General features: G+C 68.1%; 26 protein-coding genes and 1 pseudogene. 22 read left to right on the top strand and 5 right to left on the bottom strand.

Annotation, left to right across the window (positions count from 1 at the left end):
• Nucleotides 1-33 precede the first annotated feature (33 nt).
• The 9 genes and pseudogenes from CP973_RS39250 to CP973_RS39215 all read left to right on the top strand — a co-directional run bounded on the left by CP973_RS39250 (nt 34) and on the right by CP973_RS39215 (nt 8864).
• Nucleotides 34-696, top strand: a complete 663-nt coding sequence (locus tag CP973_RS39250; protein ID WP_208853385.1) for a ParB/RepB/Spo0J family partition protein — start codon at nt 34-36, stop codon at nt 694-696.
• Nucleotides 693-2135: a ParB N-terminal domain-containing protein gene (locus tag CP973_RS39245; RefSeq protein WP_150249798.1), complete on the top strand. Its 1443-nt coding sequence runs from the start codon at nt 693-695 to the stop codon at nt 2133-2135. Before CP973_RS39250 ends, CP973_RS39245 begins: the two co-directional genes overlap by 4 nt.
• A gap of 4 nt (nt 2136-2139) precedes the next feature.
• The gene (locus CP973_RS39240) at nt 2140-2664 is read left to right on the top strand and encodes a hypothetical protein (protein WP_150249797.1); all 525 of its coding nucleotides are present in this window, start codon (nt 2140-2142) and stop codon (nt 2662-2664) included.
• Nucleotides 2665-3562: 898 nt separating this feature from the next.
• A pseudogene (locus tag CP973_RS41285) lies at nt 3563-3859 on the top strand (urease subunit gamma); the annotation flags it as partial.
• Nucleotides 3860-3904: 45 nt separating this feature from the next.
• A complete protein-coding gene (locus CP973_RS40550) occupies nt 3905-4426 on the top strand; it encodes an urease subunit beta (RefSeq protein WP_244410326.1) in 522 nt (173 codons plus the stop codon).
• Complete coding sequence (locus CP973_RS39230) at nt 4423-6498, top strand: urease subunit alpha (RefSeq protein WP_150249795.1); 2076 nt, start codon at nt 4423-4425, stop codon at nt 6496-6498. Before CP973_RS40550 ends, CP973_RS39230 begins: the two co-directional genes overlap by 4 nt.
• A 119-nt stretch (nt 6499-6617) precedes the next feature.
• Nucleotides 6618-7292 (top strand): urease accessory protein UreF, encoded by a 675-nt coding sequence (locus tag CP973_RS39225; RefSeq protein WP_150249793.1) that lies wholly within the window; start codon nt 6618-6620, stop codon nt 7290-7292.
• Nucleotides 7293-7317: 25 nt separating this feature from the next.
• The gene (gene ureG, locus CP973_RS39220; protein ID WP_150249790.1) at nt 7318-8013 is read left to right on the top strand and encodes an urease accessory protein UreG; all 696 of its coding nucleotides are present in this window, start codon (nt 7318-7320) and stop codon (nt 8011-8013) included.
• The gene (locus CP973_RS39215) at nt 8010-8864 is read left to right on the top strand and encodes an urease accessory protein UreD (RefSeq protein ID WP_150249787.1); all 855 of its coding nucleotides are present in this window, start codon (nt 8010-8012) and stop codon (nt 8862-8864) included. Before ureG ends, CP973_RS39215 begins: the two co-directional genes overlap by 4 nt.
• Nucleotides 8865-9169: 305 nt before the next feature.
• Here the strand turns inward: CP973_RS39215 and CP973_RS39210 are convergent, their stop codons facing one another.
• Both CP973_RS39210 and CP973_RS39205 read right to left on the bottom strand, forming a co-directional pair.
• Nucleotides 9170-9901: a hypothetical protein gene (locus CP973_RS39210; protein WP_150249783.1), complete on the bottom strand. Its 732-nt coding sequence runs from the start codon at nt 9899-9901 to the stop codon at nt 9170-9172.
• 555 nt (nt 9902-10456) lie between these two features.
• On the bottom strand, nt 10457-11068 hold the full coding sequence (locus CP973_RS39205) for a ScbR family autoregulator-binding transcription factor (RefSeq protein WP_244410239.1): 612 nt from the start codon (nt 11066-11068) through the stop codon (nt 10457-10459).
• 287 nt (nt 11069-11355) lie between these two features.
• Here CP973_RS39205 and CP973_RS39200 point away from each other — a divergent pair, with 287 nt between their 5' ends.
• The gene (locus CP973_RS39200) at nt 11356-11901 is read left to right on the top strand and encodes a hypothetical protein (RefSeq protein ID WP_150249777.1); all 546 of its coding nucleotides are present in this window, start codon (nt 11356-11358) and stop codon (nt 11899-11901) included.
• Entirely contained in the window at nt 11888-13426 is a 1539-nt protein-coding gene (locus tag CP973_RS39195; RefSeq protein ID WP_150249774.1) for a terminase large subunit domain-containing protein, read from the top strand. The genes CP973_RS39200 and CP973_RS39195 overlap by 14 nt, the downstream gene beginning before the upstream one ends.
• Nucleotides 13427-13856: 430 nt before the next feature.
• Here CP973_RS39195 and CP973_RS39190 read toward each other — a convergent pair whose 3' ends face one another.
• On the bottom strand, nt 13857-14528 hold the full coding sequence (locus CP973_RS39190; protein WP_150249771.1) for a PP2C family protein-serine/threonine phosphatase: 672 nt from the start codon (nt 14526-14528) through the stop codon (nt 13857-13859).
• 398 nt (nt 14529-14926) lie between these two features.
• On the opposite strand from CP973_RS39190, the gene CP973_RS39185 reads away from it, so the two are divergent.
• On the top strand, nt 14927-16699 hold the full coding sequence (locus CP973_RS39185) for a hypothetical protein (RefSeq protein ID WP_150249769.1): 1773 nt from the start codon (nt 14927-14929) through the stop codon (nt 16697-16699).
• A 458-nt stretch (nt 16700-17157) separates the two neighbouring features.
• On the opposite strand, the gene CP973_RS39175 is transcribed toward CP973_RS39185, so the two are convergent.
• The gene (locus CP973_RS39175) at nt 17158-17634 is read right to left on the bottom strand and encodes a hypothetical protein (RefSeq protein ID WP_150249761.1); all 477 of its coding nucleotides are present in this window, start codon (nt 17632-17634) and stop codon (nt 17158-17160) included.
• A 223-nt stretch (nt 17635-17857) separates the two neighbouring features.
• On the opposite strand from CP973_RS39175, the gene CP973_RS39170 reads away from it, so the two are divergent.
• From CP973_RS39170 to CP973_RS39135, 8 genes are all read left to right on the top strand, one after another.
• Nucleotides 17858-18526 (top strand): hypothetical protein, encoded by a 669-nt coding sequence (locus tag CP973_RS39170; RefSeq protein ID WP_150249759.1) that lies wholly within the window; start codon nt 17858-17860, stop codon nt 18524-18526.
• 125 nt (nt 18527-18651) lie between these two features.
• A complete protein-coding gene (locus CP973_RS39165) occupies nt 18652-19056 on the top strand; it encodes a head decoration protein (RefSeq protein WP_150249756.1) in 405 nt (134 codons plus the stop codon).
• Nucleotides 19053-20102 (top strand): major capsid protein, encoded by a 1050-nt coding sequence (locus tag CP973_RS39160; RefSeq protein WP_150249753.1) that lies wholly within the window; start codon nt 19053-19055, stop codon nt 20100-20102. Before CP973_RS39165 ends, CP973_RS39160 begins: the two co-directional genes overlap by 4 nt.
• Entirely contained in the window at nt 20099-20299 is a 201-nt protein-coding gene (locus CP973_RS39155) for a hypothetical protein (RefSeq protein WP_150249746.1), read from the top strand. The genes CP973_RS39160 and CP973_RS39155 overlap by 4 nt, the downstream gene beginning before the upstream one ends.
• A gap of 65 nt (nt 20300-20364) precedes the next feature.
• Nucleotides 20365-20685 carry a hypothetical protein gene (locus tag CP973_RS39150; RefSeq protein WP_150249743.1) on the top strand — a complete coding sequence of 107 codons (321 nt, stop codon included), beginning with the start codon at nt 20365-20367 and terminating at the stop codon, nt 20683-20685.
• On the top strand, nt 20664-21257 hold the full coding sequence (locus CP973_RS39145) for a VUT family protein (RefSeq protein WP_244410238.1): 594 nt from the start codon (nt 20664-20666) through the stop codon (nt 21255-21257). Before CP973_RS39150 ends, CP973_RS39145 begins: the two co-directional genes overlap by 22 nt.
• The gene (locus CP973_RS39140; RefSeq protein WP_341874878.1) at nt 21254-21733 is read left to right on the top strand and encodes an XF1762 family protein; all 480 of its coding nucleotides are present in this window, start codon (nt 21254-21256) and stop codon (nt 21731-21733) included. The genes CP973_RS39145 and CP973_RS39140 overlap by 4 nt, the downstream gene beginning before the upstream one ends.
• Nucleotides 21721-22302 (top strand): hypothetical protein, encoded by a 582-nt coding sequence (locus CP973_RS39135; protein WP_150249740.1) that lies wholly within the window; start codon nt 21721-21723, stop codon nt 22300-22302. The genes CP973_RS39140 and CP973_RS39135 overlap by 13 nt, the downstream gene beginning before the upstream one ends.
• 125 nt (nt 22303-22427) lie before the next feature.
• Here CP973_RS39135 and CP973_RS39130 read toward each other — a convergent pair whose 3' ends face one another.
• The gene (locus CP973_RS39130; protein ID WP_150249738.1) at nt 22428-23327 is read right to left on the bottom strand and encodes an SCO4651 family lipoprotein; all 900 of its coding nucleotides are present in this window, start codon (nt 23325-23327) and stop codon (nt 22428-22430) included.
• Nucleotides 23328-23655: 328 nt separating this feature from the next.
• Here CP973_RS39130 and CP973_RS39125 point away from each other — a divergent pair, with 328 nt between their 5' ends.
• A complete protein-coding gene (locus CP973_RS39125; protein ID WP_150249736.1) occupies nt 23656-23901 on the top strand; it encodes a hypothetical protein in 246 nt (81 codons plus the stop codon).
• Entirely contained in the window at nt 23870-24394 is a 525-nt protein-coding gene (locus CP973_RS39120; protein WP_150249734.1) for a DUF6879 family protein, read from the top strand. The genes CP973_RS39125 and CP973_RS39120 overlap by 32 nt, the downstream gene beginning before the upstream one ends.
• Nucleotide 24395: the final 1 nt, after the last annotated feature.

Genomic DNA, 24395 nt, shown 5'->3' with positions numbered 1-24395 from the left:
TAGGCTCGAATACGGGCGTGGGGCTGGAGTTCCGTGTCCACCTCTCGTATCCCGGCCTCGCTCGCGGACCTGGCCGTACCTGTCGATCAGCTCGCCGCCTACCACCGCAATCCGCGCACCGGTGATCTCGATGCGATCGCCGAGTCGCTGTCCACGAACGGCCAGTACCGGCCGATCGTCGTCAACAAGGGCTCGCTTACCGGGCGGCCGAATGAGGTTCTGGCGGGCAACCACACACTGAAGGCGGCCAAGCGGCTCGGCTGGGACGAGATCGCGGTTACCTGGCTCGACGTGGACGACGACGCGGCAGCGAAGATCGCCATCGTCGACAACCGCACCAACGACCTGGCCGGGTACGACACGGCGCTGCTCGCCGACATCCTCACCGACCTGCCTGACCTCCAGGGCACCGGGTACGACCAGGCGCAGCTGGACCAGCTCCTCGATGACACCGCCCTGCCGGCGCCGATCGAGCTGCCGACCGACGGAGCCGGGACGGGCGCTGCGGCCACGGTGGACTACCTGCAGTGGGGTTACCTTCAGTGGTCCTCGACGCGAGTGCGGATCACGCAAGCCGAGGTTGAACTGCTGGACGCGCTGTACCGGCAGTTCGTCGACGCGCACGACTCGGACATGGGCTTCGGATGGCATGTTCTCAACGAGGAGCACCAGGCCCGTGAGGGGGACGTGGCGTGAGCAACCGTCTCGACGTGCGCTTCGACCCGGCGTATCCGCTGGAGAAGCTCCGCCCGGCTGACTACAACCCGCGGCACCTGTCCGAGGAGTCGTTCACGCGTCTCCAGGGTTCGCTGCGTCGCCACGGTGTGGTCAAGCCAGTGATCTTGAATGCGGACGGGACGTTGGTCGCTGGCCACCAGAGGACCAAGGGCCTCAAGGCGATCGGGCAGGCGACGACACCGGCAATGATCCTGCCGCAGAAAGTCAGGCTGCAGGACGAGATCAAGTTCAACCTCCTTCACAACAGGGTCGAGACCGAGTCGTCGGTGGTCTACGCGGAGCCGGGGCCGATTGGCGAGTGGTGCTGGATTCCGTGGCAGACCATCGAGGTGGAGGAGTCGAAGAACCTGCCGTTCCAGCAGGCCATCGCGTTCATGACGGCGGCGCATGGGCCGTGGGGGTCGGTCGTCATTGATGACCAGGGCCGCGTCGTGCTGAACGCGGAGTACGCGGCGGTCGCCAAGACGCAACGCTTCGACGTGCTGGCGTGGACGGTGGCCTCGTTCGACGCTGGGCAGCTCGTCGAAGACCTCACTGGTGAGTATGGCGTGTACGACTGGTCCGGCTTGGAGGAGCAGGCGCCGGTGTGGAACCAGCACATCGTTCAGCCCAACCGGCTTCGCGAGCACTCCTCGAAGGCGAAGAAGGACCAGGTGCGCTACAAGTCGGAGGTGTGGGAGCGGCTGGTGCTGCCGTGGCTGACGACCTCGCACCGGGTGGTGGACTTCGGTGCCGGCCATGGCGACTATGCCCGTCACCTGCGTTCGAGTGGTTACCGGGTGCAGGACTACGAGCCGTACCGCACCCTGAAGGGCAAGTACGCGCTGGACATTCGCAGCATCGTCGGGCAGATCCGCGGCCTGGAACGCGACCTGCGTGCGAACGGCCTCTTCGAGGTCGTGGTGCTGGACTCGGTGATCAACGCGACGACGTCCCTGGAGTACCAGCACTGGGTGCTGCTGGCGGTCAACGCGCTGTGCGCGGCGGACGGGCAGGTGTGCATCGGCACGCGCAACCTGGACCGGGAGCTGGCCTACGAGAATTCCGAACACTCCATCAGCCGCGACTCGACCCGGCTGAGCTTCCTTGATGCGCACAACGTGGACATGCGCTTCACGCGGGGGAAGTGGCAACGCATCCGGTATCACACGCCCGAGTCGCTGCGGGGGCTGCTGTCGCGCTACTTCGAGGAAGTGGAGCTGAGCGACACAACCCGGGCCACGCTCAAGGCGGTGTGCCGCAAGCCCCGCCCCTTCCCGATCGAGGACTACAAGGAAGCCCTCGATAACGAATTCAACATGCCCTACCCCAACGAATTCCGACACAACAAACATGAGGGAATTGTGGGAATTCTGATAGAATTGATCAAGAATAGGAATGCCATTTTGGAGGGGTAGAGGAATGAAATCATTGGCGACCCCGAAAAGGGTTCGCATAGAGATAGAGAGCCGCGCCAGCTACCGCATCATGTGGCTGGCCGGCGTGCGCCAACTCGACCTGACCCAACACTGTTTGAAGGTGTTCGCAGAGTGCGACCGCCACAACGTCAACCCGAAACGGCGCACCCAGACCTTGCACCTGCCTGCAGAAAATCCCCCTGCCGCCTGGTACCTGTGTGCTCTGCCCATCCCGTGGGACTGGGCCCGCAACGCCCACTTGGCTTTTGAGTATTCGCCGGGCGCAACGTGGGAGGGCGACGCCCTCGTGGGCGGCCTGCGCGTACGGCTCGCCAATGCGGTGCCTGTCACCGGATGGGGAGAGCACAGCATTCCGCAGGAGGCGCCCCGCCGGTCGTCGTACCGGTACCGCACCTGCCGGAACTGGCAGTTCGCCTGGTGGCTCCGCACACACCGCGACGTGCCGGACGCTCCACCCCCGCAGCGCAAGGAAGCGACAGGTGAGCCACAGCAGTTGCCCCTGAGCTAATTATGCGATGCCGTCTCCGGGGCAGCCTCGGAGACGGCACTTGTCGTCACTGCGCGCAAACGCTCACAAAAGTCCGCTGCTTACGAGTAACCTCCTACCCGATGACGAAACAGCACGACCACTTTGAAAGTAGCTGTCGTGTCTACGGCTACGACGACGGAGTACCCCGCTGAACTTACGGACTTCTCAGCCATGCAATTTGCTCTGCCTGCGGCGCTCATGCCAGCCTCAACGACTACATTTTGGAAGGCGCGCGGGCCGTTGCGAATAGCGGGCGGGCCAGGGAGCCCCGCGGTCTGCCCTGAAGCACAAGCCCGAGCCTGGGGCTTTCTGATGCAAATGGCCAGTATTCCGCCGCAGTGGCGCTGACGGAAGGATGGCGGACTTCGCGGTTGCCGTTGGAGCTGATGCGTCAACCGCCCTTCGCGCAGCCCTGCCCCGTCGGCTGGTTGAGCCCTCCCGATGCGCTTGGAGGGTTGGCGTATGCGCGCCGCCACCTCGTCGACTGGTCTGCAGGTAGGCGTCCGCGATCATGTGGAGAAACGACAGGATCGCCTCGACTTCCCCTACAGTCGTGAGCGCGAGTAGCGGATCGTTTCGTTTCGGTTAATCGTCAAGACGGGTGGCACGCTGAGGGGTATGGCGCGGTGCGCGGGAATGCCCAACACAAGCCGAACAGTCCGTGCCTGGCCGCATGGCTCGTGGACCAGACAGCAGCGAGCGATATAGCAGCAGCGAACCGGATTCACCTGATCGAGTACATGCTCAGAGTTCCAGCCAGGTCGTCGACTTCTCCGAGTGAGGATCAGAGAGCGTCTGGAGTCATCCGGGGAACGTCTTCCGCGCCCTTCGGCATGCCCGGCCGCGCACACTGTCCGGTCAAAGGGGAGGATGCACTGTGCATTTGACTCCGCATGAGCAGGAGCGGCTGCTGATCCATGTGGCTGCCGACGTGGCGCAGCGGCGCCGCGACGGTGGGCTGCTCCTCAACTACCCCGAGGTGATGGCGCTGTTGACGGTGCACGTCTTCGAGGCCGCGCGCGCCGGCAAGACGGTCAGCGACATCATGGACTCGGGCCGGCATCTGCTCGCCCGGGACGAGGTGATGGACGGCGTCCCAGAGATGATCAAGAACGTTCAAGTGGAGGCCACCTTCCCGGACGGCACCAAACTGGTCACCATCCACGACCCCATCCCGGAGGCCGCAGCAGAAGAGGAGCCGGGGGTCCACCCGGGCAAGGTGGAGCACCCCCAGCCGCCCCGCAAGCCAAGCTGTCCGGTCGACTGCGACGACACCGGCACCTCGTCCGCGGGCGGCGAGGAGGACGACGAGGCTGCCCGCCGGTACGACGCGATCCACTTCAACGTGCACCTCGACGGGGACACACAGGGCGTCAGCCTACAGACGGACGCCACCACCTTGCCGGGGCCGGGCAGGACGAAGATCAAGGTGAAGAACGAGTCGGACCGTCCCATCCAGGTCGGATCCCACTACCACTTCGCCGAGGTCAACCCGGGGCTGAAGGTCGTCGGCGTCGAGGTTCCCGCCGGTCAAGCCGCTCCCCGGGACCGCAGCCTATGGAACTGCGATGCGGCCAGGGGCCGACGGCTCAACATCGCCGCAGGCACGTCCGTACGTTTCGAACCGGGCGACGAGTGCTGTGTGGAACTGGTGCAGATTGAAGGGGACGTCACGGCCGACGACAGCGACACCAGCGACCTCACCAAGATCCAGGGGCTTCGCGAAGGGATCGTCCGATGAGCAGTCCGGAGGCGCAAGGCCGCGGTCGGACGCCGAAGGGTCACAAGGGCGAGCCGAAGCCGAGCAATGAACTGACGCGGGCGGAGTACACCACGCTGTACGGGCCGACCACGCGGGATAGGGTGCGGCTCGCCGACACCGACCTCACGCTGCAGATCGAGGCCGACTGGAGCGGCGGCCCGTCCTACAGCGGCAATGAGATGGTCTTCGGCGGCGGCAAGGTGATCCGCGAGTCGATGGGGATGTCGCACCTCGCCAGGGACGGGAAGGACAGCAGAGGCAGGGACACCGGCCACAGGCCCGTGGACACCGTCATCACCGGCGCGCTGATCCTGGACTGGTGGGGCGTGGTCAAGGCCGACATCGGCGTCCGCGACGGCAGGATCGCGGCCATCGGCAAGGCGTACAACCCCGAGACGATGGATCCGATCCCGAGCCACCGGTTCGAAAGGCCGGACCGTACGGCCATCGGCGATGCGGTTCCGGTGACGCCGGTGAGTTTCGTGGTCGGGCCGAGTACCGAGGTCATCTCCGGCAACGGGCGGATTCTTACCGCGGGCGGTGTGGACACCCATGTCCACTTCATCTGCCCCGGGGAGATCCACGAGGCGCTGGCCTCGGGGGTGACCACCTTGATCGGCGGCGGCACCGGGCCGGCCGAAGGCAGTACGGCCACCACCGTGACCCCGGGCGCCTGGCACATCCGGCGGCTCTTCGAGGCGCTGGATGCGTTCCCGGTCAACATCGGCCTGCTCGGCAAGGGCAGCACGATGAACAAGCGCGAGCTCAACGCACAGGTGGACGCCGGCGTCTGCGGCTTCAAGGTCCACGAGGACTGGGGCGCCACCCCCGCGGTGATCGACCGGGCCCTGGACATCTGTGAAGAGCGCGGAATCCAGCTCGCCCTGCACGCCGACTCACTGAACGAGTCGGGGTTCCTGGAGAGCACCCGGGCAGCTTTCACCGGCGACGCCAGGGACGCGGAGGGGAGGTTCACGGAGAAGAAGGCCCGCTCGGTCCACGTCTTCCATGTCGAAGGTGCCGGCGGCGGTCACGCGCCGGACATGATCGAGCTGGTCAAGGATGCGAACGTGCTGCCGGCCTCGACCAACCCGACCCGTCCCCTGACGGTCAACACCGTCAAGGAGCACGTCGACATGATGATCGTGTGCCATCACCTCAACCCGGAGATCCCGGCGGACAGGGCCTTCGCCGACTCCCGGATCCGGCCGTCCACCATGGCCGCGGAGGACCTCCTCCATGACATGGGCGCCATCTCGATGATGTCCTCCGACGCCCAGGCCATGGGCCGCATCGGCGAGATGATCATGCGTACCTGGCAGACCGCGCACGTCATGAAGGGCCGCTACGGGCCACTGAAGGAGGACCTCGAAGCCGCGAAGGTCCGCACGGTCACCGACGACACGGACCACTCCTTCAACGACCAGCAGCGGCAGCCCGACGACAACTTCCGCGCGCGCCGGTACGTGGCCAAGTACACGATCAACCCGGCGATCACGCACGGCATCGACACCTACGTCGGTTCGGTGGAGACCGGCAAGCTCGCCGACCTGGTGCTGTGGGAACCGAAGTTCTTCGGCGTCAAACCGCACCTGCTCCTCAAAGGCGGCCAGCTCGCCTACGGGCAGGTCGGTGACGCCAACGCGTCGATCACCACGCCGCAGCCCTATCTGCCGCGCCCGGTCTGGGGCTCCACCGGCCGCTCTTCTCGGAACAACTCCTACAATTTCGTGGCGCCGGGCGTGGCCGACACACTGAACATCCGTGTCGTCACCGTGAAGGACAGCAGCGGGACCGATGTGCAGGTACGGGTGGGGGGCCTGGGCCTCGACAAGAGGTTCACGGACATCACCAGCACCCGGCACGTCACCAAGGCTCACATGAAGCTGAACGACACCGTGCCCAAGAGCCTGGAAGTCGACCACAACAGCTTCGAGGTCACCATCGGCGGGGCGACCACGAGCGACACCCATACCGAACTCAACGGGGCGACCGTGCCGCGCTCCTACGTCACCGAAGTCCCCCTCGCACAGCGGTACTTCCTCTTCTGAAGCCGCCACCTGCCCGGCCGCCGATAACCCCCGTCACGCGGCCGGGCACCCGGACGGGCAGGCCATGCCCGCCCGCACTCGGCAAACCGTCCACCCTTGCGAAAGGCAGCCGCTCACCCATGAGCCGTGCAGCCCTGCTCCTGCTGGCCGACGGCCGCTTCCCCGCCGGAGGGCACGCCCACTCCGGCGGCGTGGAAGCCGCCGTCGTCCACGGAGCCGTCCACGACACCGACAGCCTGGAGGCTTTCTGCCGCGGCCGGCTGCACACCACCGGCCTGACCACGGCCGGCCTGGCCGCCGCGGCCACCGCCGGAGTCGACCCGCTGCTGCTCGACGACGCCGCAGACGCCCGCACCCCCGTCCCCGCGCTGCGCACCGTCGCCCGCAGGCTCGGCCGGCAGATGATGCGCGCCGTCCGTGCCACCTTCCCGTCCGCAGACCTGGAAACGCTGGCCGCCCAACGCCCCCGGGGCGCCCATCAGCCGATCGTGCTGGGCCTCGCCGCCCGGGCCGCCGGGCTCACCCCCCTGGACGCCGCCTACGCCGCCGCGTACGAGAGCACCGGCGGCCCGGCCACCGCGGCGGTGCGCCTGCTGAGCCTCGACCCGCTCGACGCCACCCGGCTGCTGGCCCGCCTCGGCCGTGATACCGACGCCGTCGCCACCGCTGCCGCCCAGGCCGCGGACCGCGTCACGGCCGAGGGCATCGACGCTCTGCCGTCGGCCTCCTCACCGCTGCTGGACATCACGGGTGAACAGCACGCTGCCTGGACCGTCCGGCTCTTCGCCTCCTGAAACCCTCCCCCTCCTGGAGTTCTCCGTGCACATCGACCACTCCGAGACCATGCCGCAGCGCCACACCCACAGCGCCGAGCCGCTCCGCCCCGACGGCAGCCGCCGCGCCCTGCATGTCGGGCTGGGCGGGCCCGTCGGCTCCGGCAAGACCGCCGGCGTCGCCGCGCTCTGCCGCGCCCTGCGCTACCGCTGGTCCATCGCCGTCGTCACCAACGACATCTACACCCGCGAGGACGCCGAGTACCTGCGGCGCGAGGCCGTACTGCCGCCCGAGCGGATCACCGCGGTGGAGACCGGCGCCTGCCCGCACACCGCCATCCGCGACGACATCTCCGCCAACCTCGAAGCCGTCGAACACCTGGAGGAAACCTTCCATCCCCTCGACCTCGTGCTCGTCGAATCCGGCGGAGACAACCTCACCGCCACCTTCTCTAAGGGCCTGGTAGACGTGCAGATCTTCGTCATCGACGTCGCCAGCGGCGACGACATCCCCCGCAAGGGCGGCCCCGGCATCACCACCGCCGACCTCCTGATCGTCAACAAAACCGACCTCGCCCCGCACGTCGGCGCCGACCTCGCCACCATGGCCGCCGACGCCCAACGGCAACGCGGCGACCTGCCCGTCATTTTCACCAGCCTCACCGCGGACGGCGGCATCCGCGAGGTCGCCGACTGGGTCACCGGCCACCTCACCCGCTGGCGCACGCAGACTGCCGCATGAGCACCGGCACCCGCCCCACCCGGCCCAAGGCCCGGTGCGAAACGGGCCCCCAGGCGGCCGACGCCGAGGAACCCCCCGGACACCCGCACGGCGTGTGTGCCACCGCCCGCATCCGCGCCACCTACAACGGACGCGTCACCACGCTCCCGCAACTGCGCAGCGACGGCCCGTTCCACCTACGCCGCCTGCGCAACAGCGGCAAAGCCGCCAGGGTAGGCATCATCGGTGCGATGAGTGCCCCGCTCGGCGGCGACCGGCTCACGCTCGACATCGCCGCCCAGGACCGGGCCGAACTGGACGTCACCACGGCCACCGCCACCCTCGCCCTGCGCGGCCCCACCACCGCCCCGGCCACCTACGACGTGCGGTTGACCGCCGGAGAAGGCGCCACCTTGCGCTGGCTGCCCCAGCCGCTGATCAGCGCCGCCGGCAGCAACCTGCACCAGACCTGCACGGTCAGCCTCGCCGCCACCGCACGCCTGCTGCTGCGCGAGGAGCAGCTTCTGGGCAGGGCCGACGAGGAGCCGGGCCACCTCGTCAGCCGCCTCCGGGTCCGGTACGACGGACGGACGCTGCTCGACCAGCACACCGCCTACGGGAACCCCGAACCCGGATGGGACAGCCCCGCGGTCCTCGGCGGACACCGCGCCATCGGCCAGATCCTCGTCGTGGGCCCGGAGATGAACGTCCCCCGCGGCCCCGTCCTGCTCCGCGACGGGACCAAAGACGGCTGCGCCGTCCTCACGCCCCTGGCCGGCGGCCCGGCACTGCTCGCCACCGCCCTCGCACCGACCTCCTCCGCCCTACGGCAGCTGCTCGACGAAGCACTCGCCCACGCCCTCGGGCCGTAGCGGGAAACAGCCCGGCGCATCACCGGACCGGTCGCGCAAATCGACAGCCGTCATGGACCCGCGCCAAGTGGCGGCTGCAGCCCGCGCTCTCCTCCGCACCGGGAGTCGGCTTGCCCTGTCCGCATGTTGTGGAGGCAGCCCCGCTCTTCCGCGGGCAACGGGGAACGACGCACCAGGACGCCTGCGGGCGGATTTGGGGGATTCGCCCTTCTGTAAGTGCGGTGGTGACGGCATGGCCGAGGCTCACAGCGCCTCCTATCACAGGAATAGGAGGCGCTGTGAGCCTCTTCAGCCGGGGGTGCTGGCTACCTCTCCCGCACTTCGCGTGCCGCTGCCAGCGAAAGTTCTTGGCTGGGTTCGATCAGCCACCCCACGATATTGTCGTCCGGCCGGATGAGGGTCGCCCATAGCGCATCGGCGGGGCCCCAGCCCTCGTCGATGTGGTACGTGACCGAACGGCTCTCCGCTTCCGTCAAATCGACCAGGATCCCGGGACCGAACGACCTCTCAATCACGACGCCCGTGTCGATGGGTGTGCTGGCGAACAAGAGCAGCACTTTCTCCACCGGAACGAACATGTTGAGGTTATTGCCGTACAGCGGAAACGCGCACAGGGGGTTGAGTGTTGTCGCTCCTCCGACCCTGCTTTCCTGGGCGATGCCGCTGGTGAATCGCGTTGTGGTCCTGTTGACGATGGATATGGCCCCCGCAGTCCCTTCTTTTTCGACGTGACCGGTACCGGTGGGCTCTTCGACGACCAGCTTCTGACCCAGGTCGATGGGGTAGGAATTGCTTGCCTCGATCTTACCGCCATCGATGATGGTCGATTTTGAGGTGAACGCCCCGAATACCTTCTCCCACGTGATCTCGGTCTTCTTGGCGTAATTACTGGTCTTGAACCAGGTCAAGGGCCTTCCGTTGGCGGTGGTGCTCTTCACTGCCCTGAAGCCGTACAGCTTGTACCCGCCCTGGCTCAGGGCGTTGACCGTCTCGTCGTTCATCGTGATGTCGATGCCATAGGACGCATATACCGCCATGCCAGCTCCCCTGCCGCGAGTTCGGTTGCCGTACTGAACGGTTGCTCGGATGTTGGATCCAGCTTCCCTGCCACGAAGAAGCTTGCAGGACACCCGCATGCGAGGCCAGGGAGGAAAATGGCCAGGCGATCCGCCCCGTACGGAGATTGTGGCGGATTAAGCCACCTGCTGCGTGTTATTTTAGGCTATATACAACAGGGGCCTTGGCGTCGATGCGGCGCTGGTTACGGACGGCACACCTGGTAGAGGCACCTCCTGGCGCACCCATGGGGCGAACTATTCGCAGGTGCGCGCAAAGGCGAAAAACGTTCGCCAGTCACCTCTTGATGTGCGCATTTGATCAGCACCACAATGCCCGGTTTCAGTGATTCAAAAGAATACCCTGACCTCAATAGAGCGAAAAAGAATCACAGACACCACCCACTCTTGCGGAAAGCGAGGGCCATGATGGCGCTGATGTTGCTGGGAAAGAAGTCCGGGCCGGAGACCCACTTTCGCGATGCCTCGGCGTACCGGCGGCGGGCGAGCCGCCGGTCGGTCTCGGGAGTGGGGCGCTCAGGCGCCCCGGTCCCATTGGCGGCTGAAGGTCAGCAGCGGCCTGACAGCCGGGTCAGCGACCGCCGGCAGCAGGTACTTCCACAGGTTGGTGACGCGGCGGTACAGGTCAGTGCGACGTGTGGAGATGTGGGACAGGAGTTGAGTACCGGAGTAGGAGGCGACCAGCGTCCAGGCCAGCTCTCGTACGTCCACGTCTGGTAGTACTTCGCCCTTGGCTTGCGCAGCTTTCAGTTGCACGGCGAATTCATCTATCCAGTAGTTGTACGGGGAGTCGTCCTGAAGGCCGAAGTCTCCTTGCTCGATCGCTAGGCGTACTCCGGCCCGTAGCTTCGGATTGGTCTGGAGTTCTCCTGCGAGGTAGAGCGTCTGGTCGATCAGCCTCTGCAAGCCGTCTTCGCCGGGCGGCGCCTCCAGCCCGTTGCCCTGGCTGAGCATGACCGCGTGGGCAAGGGCTTCCTTAGACTCGAAGTGGAAATACAGGGCGCCTTGAGTGACCCCGGCGCGTTTCATGATCTTGCTGACGCTCGCTTCGCTGAACCCACACTCGTCGATTAGCTCGGCAGCCGCCTGAAGGATCGCCTCCCGCGTCTTGACCGCCCGTTCCTGCACTGCACTACACCATTTCCCTCGACAACCGTATGGATAGTACGAAAAAACCGAGCGTTTTGTCGCATTGGGTGCCTGTGCGGCAAAGTTGATCATTACGAGCGGCCAGGCGATCCCTCCTCGCGGCCGTGTCCGCCTGGAGTTCGAGTTCGATCGAGGAGGTATGAAGGCGAAGGCGCGGTTCTTGTCTTGCGCCGCTGTCCTGCCTGAGCGGTCGGGAGTCCAGGTCAGCGGCTGATGGCTTCGGTCAGAGATCATGGAGGGACGGCGCGGGGCCCAGGGAGTTGTTCATGGGCCGCCCCAATCGCGCCACGCGGGCCGCCATCACCCAGCGCCGCGCCGACGCCATCGATCTGAAGCTGGCCGGAGTGGACTGGCTGACGATCGGCCGCAAGCTGGCCGCGGACCCGGCGATCAACTCCGACCGCGTCGCCTACCCGCAGGGGTACGGCATCGACAAGTACAAGCGCGGGCTGGAACCGCCGAGCGACAAGCGGCTGATCGAGCTGGCCTGCAAGGACGTCACCAAAGCCTTGCGGGAGCGCAGCACGGCGCTGGATGCGAACACCGACGAGCTGCGCCAGGTGATGGCCGAACGCCTGGAGCGGCTGTTCTTCCCCGTCTACCGGTCGGCGATCCGCAGCGGTGATCTGCAGGCGGTGGACCGTGCGGTGCGCATCATCGAACGCAGCAGCCGCCTGCTGGGACTGGACCGCCCGACCCGCACCGAGGTGTCGGGGCCGGACGGGACCGCGGTGCATGTTGAGACAGCGGGGCTGGAGGAGCTGGAGCGCCTGATCGGCCTGGCCGGCGGTGCCGAGGATGGGGAGGGCTGACGAGGCGGCGGTCCTCCAGCTGTACCGGTCGCTCCCCGCGCAGCGCCGCCGCGAGATTGCCGCCGCCTCCACTCCGCAGCTCAAAGCCCAGCTCGTGCGGATCGAGCGGGAGATGGCCCTGGACCGATCCCCGGGCGCGATGGCCGCGGTGCTCACCGAGGGCCGGGAGATGCAGGCCCCGCACCTGGCGCAGATCGACGCCGCATTCGAGCGGGTGGCAGCCGGGCGGCCGACGAAGCTGATGCTGACCATGCCGCCGCGGCACGGCAAGTCGAGGCGGGCCGCCCGGTGGGCGCCGTTGTGGTACCTGCGGCGGCGCCCGGAGCACCGGGTGATGATCGCCTCGTACTCCTCCGACCTAGCGGATGATCACGGCCGGTGGATCAGGGACGCGATCGTCTCGTACGGGCCACAGATCGGTATCGGGCTGCGTCCGGGGTCCTCGGCGGCGAATCGTTTCGACATCGCCGGAACGGAGGGCGGCTTCGCCGCTGCCGGTGTCGGTGGCGGTCTGACGGGTAAGGGCGCGCACCTGGCGGTCCTGGACGACCCGATCAAGGACGCCGCCGAGGCGGCCTCGCCGACGATGCGCCGTCGGCTGTGGGAGTGGTGGCAGGCGGTTCTGCTCACCCGGATCGAGCCCGGTGGGTCGGTCATCCTCATCCAGACCCGCTGGCACGAGGACGACCTGGCGGGTCGGATCCTGGCTGATGAGGCGGACCGCTGGACCGTCATCAACCTGCCCGCGCTCGCCCTGTCCGAGGACGACGCGCTCGGCCGGCCGGTGGGGACCGCGCTGTGGCCCGAGCGGTACGACGAGGCGGCGCTCGCGGAGATCCGCCGCTCCGTGGGCGAGCGGGTGTGGTGGTCGCTGTATATGCAGCAGCCCCGCCCGCAGGAAGGCGGGGTGTGGCAGTGGCCGTGGATCACTGACCATCGCATCAGCACGGCTCGCTTTCGCGGCATTGACCTGGCGCGCATCGTTGTCGCCGTCGACCCGGCGGGCGGGGAGTCGGCGGTCGGCGACGAGACCGGCATCGTGGCCGTCGCCCGGGACCGGGCCGGTCACCTGTACGTCCTCGACGACCGCTCGGGCAACCGCGGGGCCGATGCGTGGGGCCGTGAGGCGTGCCTGCTGGCGATCGAGCTGCGCGCCGACGCCATCACGGTGGAGTCCAATTACGGCGGCGACATGAGTAAGCAGGTGCTGCGGCAGGCGTGGCAGGAGCTGCAGCGCGAGCAGCGCACCGAGGGCCTGCCCATGCCGGCGGTGCTGTCGGTGACGGCCAAGCACGGCAAGAGGCTGCGCGCTGAGCCGATCGCCCAGCTTTACGAGCAGGGCCGCGTTCACCACGTCGGGGCCTGGCCGGAGCTGGAACAGCAAATGGTGACCTGGGTCGCCGGAATGGACAGCCCGGACCGGATGGACGCCGCAGTGCACGGGTTGACGCAGCTCGCGGGTACGGATCCGGGTGTCGCGGGTGGTTTCCCGTACCAGGACGGGAGGCTGTCCGGTCGCCGTTGATACTGGACATGGCGCTCCCGGATTGCGTGCTACTGGTCGGCCCGAGTTGTCGCTGCATATGTCGGCTACGCGCTGAACCGGCTCCGGATTGGTCGACGCGGCCTTGCATCGAAGGGTTGGGGTAGCCGGGCGTGGTGCAGTTCAAGCGCCCCAGGCCAGCCCAGGCCGCCGTGGGCAGGCACAAGGCGCCGACCGCTGGCCAAAGTGGAAGAGGGGCACGGAAGACCCGCAGTCAGGAGGACGGGCCGCCCAGGTCGGTCCGCTGGCGAACGATGCCCAGGCAAATGCCACAGCCCCATGGAGCGATGAGGCCCAACGGACAGGTGCTCTTGAGCACCCGGTGCAGGACAACTGCCCGGTACATTCGGGGTTTGGTCGAACCGTCTGGTCCGCGCCTGTCTTGTGCGGCGGACCTGGCACCTGGGAGCAGCTAGTAGCTGATCACCACAGTCGTTGCGTCGTCGCGGTAGCCTGCCGCGTCCGGACAGGCAGCAGTCACGAGCGCGTCGGCCAGTGCCTGCGGGGCGCTCTCGTGCTTGCGCACCAGGGCTTCGATCACGGCGGGAGCCGCCTGGTCGTGGACGCCGTCGGTGGTAAGGATCAGCAGCCCTCCGGCTGGCGCCGAGACGTAGGGCACAGTCGCAGGCAGAGCCCGGCGCAGCGTGACGCCGACGAAATCGGCCAGCGCCGCCACAGGCACCTCTTCCTTGGCCGCCCTCGTCAGGTACGCCGCGAGGGTGTGGTCCGTGGTCAACTGATGCAGTTCTCCGTCCCAGCGGTAGGCCCGGCAGTCCCCCGCCCAGACAAGCTCGGCGGTGCCGTCCTCTCGCGTCACCACGAGGACGCCTGCCGCGTCAGGGCCTGGGTCGTGCATCAGCGCCCCGGCCGACAGCAGCCCGGCGAGAGCACCGCGCACCGCGCCGATGCGGGCGGCCGTCTCCGCAAGCATCGGCGCCAGGCGAACTATGTCGGCGCTGTGTCCCATGCCGTCGACCAAGGCGATGGCGGTCCGGTCGGTGCTGGTGGACGTGTAGGTGGCGGCAGCGTCGGCGATAGGCCCCGCCGTGCCTTCGCGGTGGGCCATACCGATGGTGGTGGCCATGAGGCTCCTTGATCAGTGTCCGGGGGCCGAGCGCGACTCGCCCGGGTGGGACCGAAAACGGGTTTTCAGGGTTCGGTTAACCAGGGTTCGGGGTTCCCGTCGTCGGTGTGCCAGGGATTCTTGTAAGTACCTATAGCCAATAACTACAGAAGAACCCCCCTACCCCCGCAGCATGCGGGGAACTCGCCACTACGACGTTGAGACGAAACGCGTCAGAGCGCCTGTGCGGGCCAAAGAACCGGCCTACCCAAGGAGGGCCGGGGGACGCTTTCTATGCGCTCAGAGGGCGCCACAGGCCGTCTTGGTGCCCTTCTTGATCGCATCCGCCGCTGCCGGGCGTCTTTCGCCCGGTGTCCTACGCTGATCAGGGGCGCGGGGCTGACGCTGGGATGTTGCTGGTGGGTCTGCCCCGTTTCCTCATCGATGCCTGGTCGTGGCTGAATTACAAGCCGGTCATGGCCGCCTCGTACGACGGCCGTCCGCACCAGGCACTGACACCACAGATCCAATCGACGTGGCTGCCGGACGAAGCAGTGCGGCGCCTGGCCGCTTACAAGGTCCTGGCCGCCTACGACTCCAACCAGGCCGGGGAGCTCGCTGTCGCCGCCGGCAACGAGGAAGCCTCGGAGCGGCGCGAGTTCGGTGACCCGGCGGCGCTGGTGGACACCACCCTGGCCCACCTGCTGGGCAAGACACAGCAGATCGTGGTGCCCGGAGCCGAGCACGCCAAGGACGAGCAGGCCACCCCCGAGGCGGTGGCCGCCGCGCAGGCGCAGGAGCGGCTGCGGCAGTGGGCCGAGACTGAGCTGCTGGCCCTGCGGATGCAGGCGTGTGAGCGCAAGGCCGTGCTGCTGGGTGACGGGGTGTACCTGCTGGCGTGGGATCCGGCCAAGGGCCGGGTGCGGCTCAAGACCTACGACCCGGGCCTGTATTTTCCGGTGCTCGAAGACGACGCTGACCCCGGCGACTACCCTTCCCGCGTCCACCTGGCCTGGGAGATTCCCGAGGACCCGCGCCGCGGCATCAAGGCGAAGGTCCGGCGCATCACCTACGAACTCGGCCCCATCGAACCAGCCCACACCGACCCCGCCACGGCCAGGCAGCCGGCGCCGGACACGGACAGCGCAGACCCGTCGGGGCCGGCCGCGGGCGAGTTCTACGACGGAACCACCGGCCTGATCCACCGCGCCTACCCGTGGGCACCGGACCGCCCGTCCGCGCAGACCTGCTACCTCACCGACGCCGAATGGGACCTCGACAGTCTCCGCTACGGCCAGCAGCTCGATGACCTGCCGCTGGACAAGGCCGTCTTCCGTACCCGATCCGACGGCGCGGTCCTTGACCGGCTGGACCTGCGGATCGACTTCCTGCCACTGGTGCACATCACCAACACCGTCGCCGACGGGGAACACTTCGGCCAGTCCGCCCTCGCCAAGGTCATGCAGGCCCTCGATGAGCTGGCGGAGACCGACACCGACTCCGCCCGCGCCTCAGCGACCACCGGCGCTCCGATCATCGGCCTGGCCGGATCGCACGCCGAGGTGGACCGGCTCACCGGCCGCCCGAAGCCGCTGGCCGTGGCTCCAGGGACCGTCTTCCAGCTCGCCGACAGCGGACGCATGGACGTGCTGGATACTTCCAACCAGCTCGCCGAGCTTCGGGCCCGCGTTGAGGAAGTCCGGGACCGAGCCGCCGTCAACGCCCGCATCCCCGCTGTCAGCTTGGGCACCGTCGACCCGTCCGATGTCCCCAGCGGCTACGCCCTTCAGTTGTCTCTGGGACCGCTGGACTCCCTCGTCGACGCCATGCGCCTGGCCCGGGCCCACAAGTACAGCTTGCTGCTGAAGATGGTGCAGCGCATTCACCAGGCCGGTCACGCCCATGGCTGGCCTCAAGGCGAGTGTCTGCCCGCGCGGCTGGTATTCGGCCCGCACACGCCCACCGACCGCACCGCGATCCTGGACGAGGTGGTCAAGGGTGTTGGCGCCGGCGTGCTGTCGCTGGAGACCGGCATCCGGATGCTTCAGGACGCGGGTTACCCCATTGAAGACGCTCGGGAGGAGGTGGAACGCATCTCGGCCCGCCACTCGGGTAAGTCCGTCTCCCGCCGGCGGCGAGCGAGTGCAGAAGCTCCCGAGAAGACTCCCGCGGAACAGCAGGACGCTGCCTGATCCGTTGCCCCGCACAAGATCAAGGTGGCGTTCGTCAACGCCACCCGGGAGGGATGTTCTCAAGTTGTGTCAGCAGGTCCCAGTCCTCCGGCTTGTCGCTCGGCCTGAACCACTCAGAACTGCGGCACACCCAGTACCCGCGAACGCTTCGTACGCCGTCCAGCATGGTGTCCTCAATTCCCGACTCCGAACCACAGCAACCGCAGATGCTGTTGAGGGCGCAACCGCCTTCCCGGAAGGGGCCGTCGACGAAACCGCAAATGCGGCACACGCACTCTTCGTCAAGGTTTTCCATCTCTTTCCTTTCGCATACCGAAGCTACCGCTCACGCCGAGCCGCGATGACGGAGACCGCCACCTTGATCGAACGGTGCACCAATGCGTGCCAGGCGGCGGCTCCTCAGGACCGAATGAGGCTCCTGGGGAGGTGTGCGGCGACACCGGACAGCTACCTGTGAGTCACGGGCGATGAGAAACCGCGTAGTGCTTCTCCGCCTTGACCGATACGATCTCGAAGGTGAAGTCTTTCCCGGTAGGGCTGTCGATGTAGGTCTCGGACTCCGCGCCCGTTTCCCCGGTCGCGTCATCGACGAGGCCCGGATCCCAATCCTTCTTCGAGATCTCGTAGCGCCCGAGCCCCTTAGAGTCCGGCTGAACGGCCCGGATCGTGACGGTGCTGCTTTCCGGCTTGAGTTCCTTCCCAGCCCGCAGCACACGGAAGGTGATCCTGTAATCCTGAGCCTCGTCGGAGTCGTTGAACGCGGTGAGCGCGACGTGCGGAGTGTAGGTTCGATCGCCGTAGTTCGGGATGTTCGACGTCGAGTGGTCCACCGATGTGTAGGAGATCTCGACGCGGCTCGGGCCATGCAGGCGGACAGTGGTGCTCTCGGAAAACGTGAGCGAGTGGTCCCACTCGTCCCCCGAAGAAAGCAGCACCCATCCCCCTGCGGCGGCGCCTACAAATGCCGCCGTTCCCACTGTGGCTATCAGCCGTCGCTTACGGCGCTTGGGTCGTTCTGAAGTCACTTACCCCCCTGTACTCGACCCCGATGATATCGGCCTGCTTATCCGCGTCCTTCAAACCGGGCGCGCAAGGGCGTGGTCTTGGCTTCCGTAGACTCGCTCTCGGCGCGGGGCCGTCTGGGAGCAGCACTCTTTGATGACCCGCAGTCTGCCCGCTTCGTGCACCGTGCTCGGCTACCGCAAAGACGGACGGCCCATCTACCCGATCCTGGGGGCCTCCTCCGACGACGGGTCGAACGACGAAGCCGCCGTCAGCATCAGCCAGAAGCAGCTCAACACCCTCCTGGCGCGCGAGAAGGACCAGGGCGGGCGGGCCGCCGTACGGGCCCTGGCCGACAAGCTCGGCTTCGCCAACGCCACCGAACTGGCGGACTACGTCAACGGACAGCGGCAGGCCGAACAGGAGCAGCTGACCGAAACGCAGCGCCGCGAGCAGGAACTCGCCGCGCGGGAGAAGGCGGTGATCGCCCGCGAGGCCGCGACCCTGGTCCGCGAGCGCGACGCCGCCCGGCGGGCGGTCCTGGCCGGCGTCGGTGCCACCGGCCAGAACCTGGAGGACGCCGCCGTACTGCTGCGCGTGGACGACGACGCGGACGACGCCACCGTCCAGCGGGCCGTGCAGGACCTCAAGACGCGCCGGCCGGAGCTGTTCACCGTGCCGCCCACCGGCGCCGCGCTGCCACCGGCCGCCCCGGGCGGCGCCCCGGCCTCCGTACCGCCGCCGCGCCCCAGCAACGCGACCGCCAAGCCCGGAGCCGCCGGAGCCGAGATGGCACGACGCCGCGGCCTGCTGCCTCCGGCCTGACTCCGTGAACTGCGGGGACCACGCCCCGCCTCCTCTCCCGTGGACGACGCCACCGGCCGGTGAGTGTGTGACCGCTTCCAGCACCACCAGGAGCAGCGGCGTTGATTCAGCCGTACACCACCTCCATGACGGTGACCGACGACCGGGACTGGCTCGCTTCCCGGCACGGCACCGACGCCACCGAGACCATCACCCTCGACCTGTCCCACCTGACCCGCGGCACCCACTACGCAGAGCCCACAGCCGGCCAGCCGCACGGCTTCGTGCGCTCCGGCGTCCCGGTGGGCCAGATCACCGCCTCCGGCCTGTACGGCGCCTACGACCCCACGGCCGAAGACGGCCGCGCAGTCCTCGCCGGCCTGGTCTACGCCGAGGCGCCGTTCACCCCCGGCACCAGCAAGGTCCCGGCCGCCCTGTTCTGGCACGGCACCGTCCACACCGACAAGATCCCCGGCGGCCTCGACCCCGCCAAGATCGCCCCGTCGCCGCACGGCGCGCAGATCCGCTTCCTCGGGGCGGTGGACGCATGAGCATCGCCGACCTGCTCAAGAACGTCAGCGTCGCCGACCTGACCGTCTACGCCCGCGCCATCCCCACCCCCGACGACTTCCTGCTCACCAGCAGCGTCTTCCCCGAGACGCAGGTGCACGACGTCAAGTGGCGGGTGCGGCAGTCCAAGCGGCGCGTCAACGCCGCGATGTACCGCGCGTACGACGCGAGCGTGCCGTTCGCCAAGCGCCAGGCCCAGACCACGCAGACCGAAGGCACCCTCCCGGCCCTGGGACAGAAGCTCCTGGTCGGCGAGATGGAACAGCTCCTGCTGGACGCCTCCCGCGGCGCGGACGAAGACCGGCTCGTGGACCTGCTCTACGACGACGTCGAGCGGCACGTCGAAGCGATCCGCTCGCGCCTGGAGCTGGCCGCCGCCGACGTCCTGCTCGATGGCCGCTTCACCCTGACCGGCGAGAACGGGCTGACGGTGGAGGCCGACTACGGGGTGCCGCAGGCCAACATGCCCACCGCCCCCAAGCCGTGGTCCTCGCCGGACGCCGACCCGATCGCGGACGAGCTGCGGTGGATCGACTACCTCGACTCGATCGGCGCCCCGGCCCCCGAGATGGTGCTCACCTCCCGCAAGGCGTACGCGCACCTCGCCTCCAACGGCGCCTACCGGGCCGCCTACTACGGCACCCCGGCCGGCGGCCAGACTCCGACCGCGACGCTGAACCCGCAGCAGGTCAACTCGGTGCGCGGCACCTACGGCCTGCCGCCGGTGACCTTTTACAAGGCCCAGGTGTGGCAGAACGACGTCTCCACGCGGGTTCTGCCGGAAGACCGGTGGATCATGCTCCCGCCGGAGCGCGCGAAGTGGGGCCAGACCCAGTACGGCACCACCACCGAAGCCCTGGCCCTCTCGCGCGGCACCAACCCGCAGATCGAGCGGGAGGACGCGCCGGGCATCGTCATCACCCGCGACGTGCAGGACGACCCGGTGCAGATCTGGACCAAGGGCGCCGCCATGGCCATGCCGGTCCTGTACTCGCCGGACTGCCACATCACCGCGACCGTCCTGTGAGCGCCCCCGCCCCGCAGGTGCTGGCCGCAACGGTTCACGTCCTCGATCCCGTCAGCCGTGAACCGCTGGTGCTCACCGCCGGCACCAAGGTCACTGACCCGGCGATCGCTGAGCAGATCACCAACCCGGCGTGCTGGGCCGACCCGCCGGAAGCCCCGGACACACCGGGCCGCAAGGCCAAGACCACCCAGGACTGACCACCACAGCGGGGAGCAGCCGCCGCTGCTCCCCGCCCCTACTTCTCTCTTCAGGAACACCTCTCGTGCCCGCTGCTGTCCTGCGCTGGCTCCTTGCCCAGCTCGGCCCCGACACCGACACCACCGACCTCACCGCCCGCTACGAACGTCTGCATTCCGCGCGCGCTGTCGTCCTCGAAGTGCTGCACGAACGCCGCGCCGCACTGCTGGCCGAGCCGCTGAAAGTCACCGTCAACGGCGTCGCCACCATCGACACCTCCGCCAACGTCACCGCCCTCGAACGCACCATCACCCAGCTCGCCGACGAACCCGCCCCCGACGACCCCACGGCCGTCGACCGGAGCCTGCTGAGCACCGTCGAGCTGTGCCCGCGCCGCCGCCGGTGACCGCTCGCACGCCCATCCGCCGTGCCGTCCGCTGCAGCGGGTGGCTGTGCGGGTACGCCGCTGCCCTGCTCGCAGCGAACATTTTGACCGCGTCGTTCGGCATGGTCCCGGTCGGCTTCGGGCAGCGCGCCACCGCGGGGACGCTGCTGGCCGGTGTCGCCTTGATGATCCGTAACGTCCTCCAGGACCAGCTCGGCCGCACCGGTGTCGTGGCGGCTGTTCTCGCCGGATCGCTGCTGTCTGCCCTCATCGCTGCGCCGGGCCTGGCTCTGGCCAGCGCGGCAGCGGTCGCAGTCGCCGAACTGGCCGACACGGCCCTCTACACGCCCCTGCGGCGCCACGGCTGGGCGCGGGCTGTCCTGCCCGCGACGATGCTCGGGGCGCTGCTGGACAGCGTCGTCTTCCTGTCCCTCGCCGGTCTACCGGTGTGGGCGGCGGTGCCAGGGCAGATGGTCGGCAAAGGCTGGGCGATCGCCGTCCCCATCCTTCTCGCCCTGCCCGGACGTACCCCCCATCTGGGCATCTGGGCGGCCAGGTCACGGCGCGCAGTGCACAACCGGGTCACCAGGTGACCCCTGACGTGCAGCAGCCGCAGTTGCATCTGGTCCCTGTCCGCTTCCGGGACGCAGCCGCGTTCGTGCAGATGTGGCACCGCCACCACCGTCCGCCTAAAGGCCACGTGTTCTCCGTCGGCGCCGCCGACGAGTCTGGTGTTCTGCGCGCCGTGGCGATTGTGGGCAGGCCGGTCGCCCGCTACTTGGACAACGGCGCCACTCTCGAAGTCACCCGACTGGCCAGCGACGGCGCCCGCAACGCCAACTCGCTCCTCTACGCGGCCGCGTGGCGGGCCGCATCCGCGCTCGGTTACAGCCGCCTGATCACCTACACCCAGCAGGGCGAGTCCGGCGCGAGCCTGCGCGGCGCCGGCTGGCGCGTCATCGCCCGCCGCCCCGCCCGCCCCGGCTGGCATTGCCCCTCGCGGCCACGCACCGACCACGGCACCGGCGGCATCCCCCGCATGTTGTGGGAGGCGCCGTGCTCTACCTGAGCACTCCATCCAGCCCGGCGATACGCCAGGCCATGCGGGACGGCCGACTGGGGTGGATGAACACTCCGCGCCAGGGCAACCGGCTTCCAACCGACGTGACCTGGGCGGCGGACAACGGGCGCTTCGGCAAGGGCTGGCCCGGTCTCGACCGATGGCTGCGCTGGCTCGATGCCCATGCCGACCGCTCATCCACCTGCCTGTTCGCGGTCGCTCCCGATGTGCCCATGGATGCCCGCGCCACCCTGCGGGAGTCAGCTCCTTGGCTTCCACACATCAGGGCACTCGGCTACCGTGCCGCGTTCGCCGCCCAAGACGGTGCCGAGTCGATGGCCCTGCCGTGGGACGACTTCGACGTCCTTTTCCTCGCCGGCACCACCGACTGGAAACTCGGCCAAGACGCTCGGGATCTCACCGCTCAGGCTCTCGAACTGGGCAAGGGCGTCCACATGGGCCACGTGAACTCCGCCCGCCGCTACCGCTACGCCCGTTCCCTGGGCTGCGGCTCAGCCGACGGCACGTTCCTGGCTTACGCACCCGACACCAACCTTCGGCGTCTTTCGGCCTGGTGACGGGCACTGCCCGGCCGTACGAGTCAGCGAAGCATGCCTCGTCATCACACCGCGGTCAGCCAGGCCAAGGTGTGAAGGGCGGGTCCGTGTGCGAGCCCGCCCTTCACATGCCGACGATCCGCCGGTCAGATGCTGCTGCTGTGGCTCCGTGCAGCCGCTTCCTTCAGGATCTTCAGCAGGTCCGTGGTCTCACTGGCCGGAGGTGCCTTGATGGCCGTCGTGGTCCCGTAGTCGGAGTAGGACGCGGAGGTGCTGACGGTGCCCAGCGGCGTCTTGACGTCCACGGTCATCCGCACCGGCAGGTCGTCGCTGTTGACCCACACGTCATAGTCGTAGCCCTTGATGCCGCTCTTCTTGACGTTGGCGAGCAGCTTCTCACGGTCTTCGGGCTTCAGCGCATTGACCACCTTGGCGCCCTTGAGCCCCTCCTCGACCGTCAGGGAGCCCTTGTAGTGCTCGGCGCGTACGCCGTCGACCTGGCCGGAACCGAGGTGCTTGACGTTCGGCGAGCCGAGGAACATCGCGAGCTGCTGGGCCGGGTCCTGTTCCGCGTCGTCGAGGCCAGCGGTCACGGCCTTGGTCATCTCTTCGTCGCCGGCTTCCTTGGCGGCGGCCTTCAGATCGAGCTTGCCCCACTTCTTGCCCTCGAAGTCGCCCATGTCCATGTAAGCGACGCCGTCTACCCAGATCATGCGCTTCGGCTCGTCGTCCCCCGACTTCGCCTTGGCCCCGCCGTCGCTCATGGTCATGTCCAGCGCCGTGGGATTCCAGGCCATGGTGCCGGTCATCTTCGTCTCGCCACTGTCCGGCATCCCGTCGGGCACCGACATGGTCATCGTGACCTTCGCCGACTTTACGCTGGTGGTCTTCTTGTAGGCCGCGGTGAGCGCCTGCGCCGGAGTGCGACGGGCAGCGGGGCTCCCCCCATCGGCCTTGGTCGCATCGTTGTGGCAGCTGGTTATGCCCGCCAGTACGGCTGCGGTCGCCAGCGGGACGCCGATGCGTCGCGCGATGCCCTTGCGCATTCCCTCACCCTGTTTGTCCGCCTATGTCACGCACTTTCCGTGCACAGTGCACCGTAGTGCATGGGACTGACAACTACTTTTCGCTGCGATCGAACGGGCGGTTGTCGCAGCGACGCCGCTGGACGGCACGCGCCAGGGCGCTGTCAGCCCGAGCACCCGGCCCCCTGCGGCGCTATGCCCGCAGGGGAGGCAGGGATCGTCCGCAGACGCTGGGCACCGGGGCGTTCCAGCGCGCTACGGTGAGTCTGGCCTGGCGCAGGCCGTACCGGCGGCGCGCTGCTGACGCTTCCCGCCGGCCGGATCAGCCCCTTCTGACGCAGGAGGCAGGATGGCACTACGGTTCATCGCCAAGGACCCCAACACCGGCTCCGACCAGAGCCCGACCGTGTGGATCGACGAGGAAAACGGCGACTTGGTGCTTCAGGGGTGGAAAGCCGACCGGAAGACCACCGACGAGTGCAGGGAAGTCGGCTCGATCCCCGCGCACGAGGCTGTGGTGCGGATTCCGGCGCGGATGACGTCGATTGTCAGGGAGGCGTGCGATGCCGCAGACCAGCGTGCCGAGCTTCGCTGAGATGCTGGAGGCCGCCCAGCATTCGGCGGTGCACCTGGAAATGCGCGACGCGTACGGCATCGAATCCGAAGACGGCCCCTTCCGTGCCTGGCGGGAGGGCACCTGGACTGTTGCCGCCGACCGTGAGGCGCGGCGTCCCTGGTTCGATCTGGTGCGCGCCGCTGTGGGCCGGGGTGTGGTGATGCGGCGGGCGCGGATTGTGTCCGAGCCGGTCACTGCCTACATCCGTTTCGAGTACGAGGGCACCGGGCTGAACGTCGAGGCAGGTGAGCAGGTGCGGTGGCTGCCGCGTCGCCGGGCCTCGGACCTCGCGCTGCCGGGCAACGACTTCTGGCTGTTCGACGGGGCGGTGGTGCGCTTCAACCACTTCACCGGCGACGGAGGTTCGGCCGGGCCGGAGGTGACCGACAGCCCCCAGGTCGCCAAGTTGTGCCAGGACGCCTTCGAGGCCGTGTGGCGCAGAGCCGTCCCGCACGACGAGTACGCCGTCTGAC

The organism is Streptomyces albofaciens JCM 4342 (genome assembly GCF_008634025.1).
GTDB classification, from domain to species: Bacteria; Actinomycetota; Actinomycetes; order Streptomycetales; family Streptomycetaceae; genus Streptomyces; species Streptomyces albofaciens.
Note: the sequence above shows the minus strand (reverse complement) of the source record. Positions and strands in the feature narration are given on the sequence as shown.

Coding starts and splice junctions, on each gene's coding strand:
- CP973_RS39215 (WP_150249787.1), top strand. CDS start 8,010: ATGAGCACCGGCACCCGCCCCACCCGGCCCAAGGCCCGGTGCGAAACG.
- CP973_RS39120 (WP_150249734.1), top strand. CDS start 23,870: ATGCCGCAGACCAGCGTGCCGAGCTTCGCTGAGATGCTGGAGGCCGCC.
- CP973_RS39130 (WP_150249738.1), bottom strand. CDS start 23,327: ATGCGCAAGGGCATCGCGCGACGCATCGGCGTCCCGCTGGCGACCGCA.
- CP973_RS39170 (WP_150249759.1), top strand. CDS start 17,858: ATGACCCGCAGTCTGCCCGCTTCGTGCACCGTGCTCGGCTACCGCAAA.
- CP973_RS39195 (WP_150249774.1), top strand. CDS start 11,888: ATGGGGAGGGCTGACGAGGCGGCGGTCCTCCAGCTGTACCGGTCGCTC.
- CP973_RS39200 (WP_150249777.1), top strand. CDS start 11,356: ATGGGCCGCCCCAATCGCGCCACGCGGGCCGCCATCACCCAGCGCCGC.
- CP973_RS39125 (WP_150249736.1), top strand. CDS start 23,656: ATGGCACTACGGTTCATCGCCAAGGACCCCAACACCGGCTCCGACCAG.
- CP973_RS39165 (WP_150249756.1), top strand. CDS start 18,652: ATGACGGTGACCGACGACCGGGACTGGCTCGCTTCCCGGCACGGCACC.
- CP973_RS39230 (WP_150249795.1), top strand. CDS start 4,423: ATGAGCAGTCCGGAGGCGCAAGGCCGCGGTCGGACGCCGAAGGGTCAC.
- CP973_RS39160 (WP_150249753.1), top strand. CDS start 19,053: ATGAGCATCGCCGACCTGCTCAAGAACGTCAGCGTCGCCGACCTGACC.
- CP973_RS39190 (WP_150249771.1), bottom strand. CDS start 14,528: ATGGCCACCACCATCGGTATGGCCCACCGCGAAGGCACGGCGGGGCCT.
- CP973_RS39210 (WP_150249783.1), bottom strand. CDS start 9,901: ATGGCGGTATATGCGTCCTATGGCATCGACATCACGATGAACGACGAG.
- CP973_RS39225 (WP_150249793.1), top strand. CDS start 6,618: ATGAGCCGTGCAGCCCTGCTCCTGCTGGCCGACGGCCGCTTCCCCGCC.
- CP973_RS39240 (WP_150249797.1), top strand. CDS start 2,140: ATGAAATCATTGGCGACCCCGAAAAGGGTTCGCATAGAGATAGAGAGC.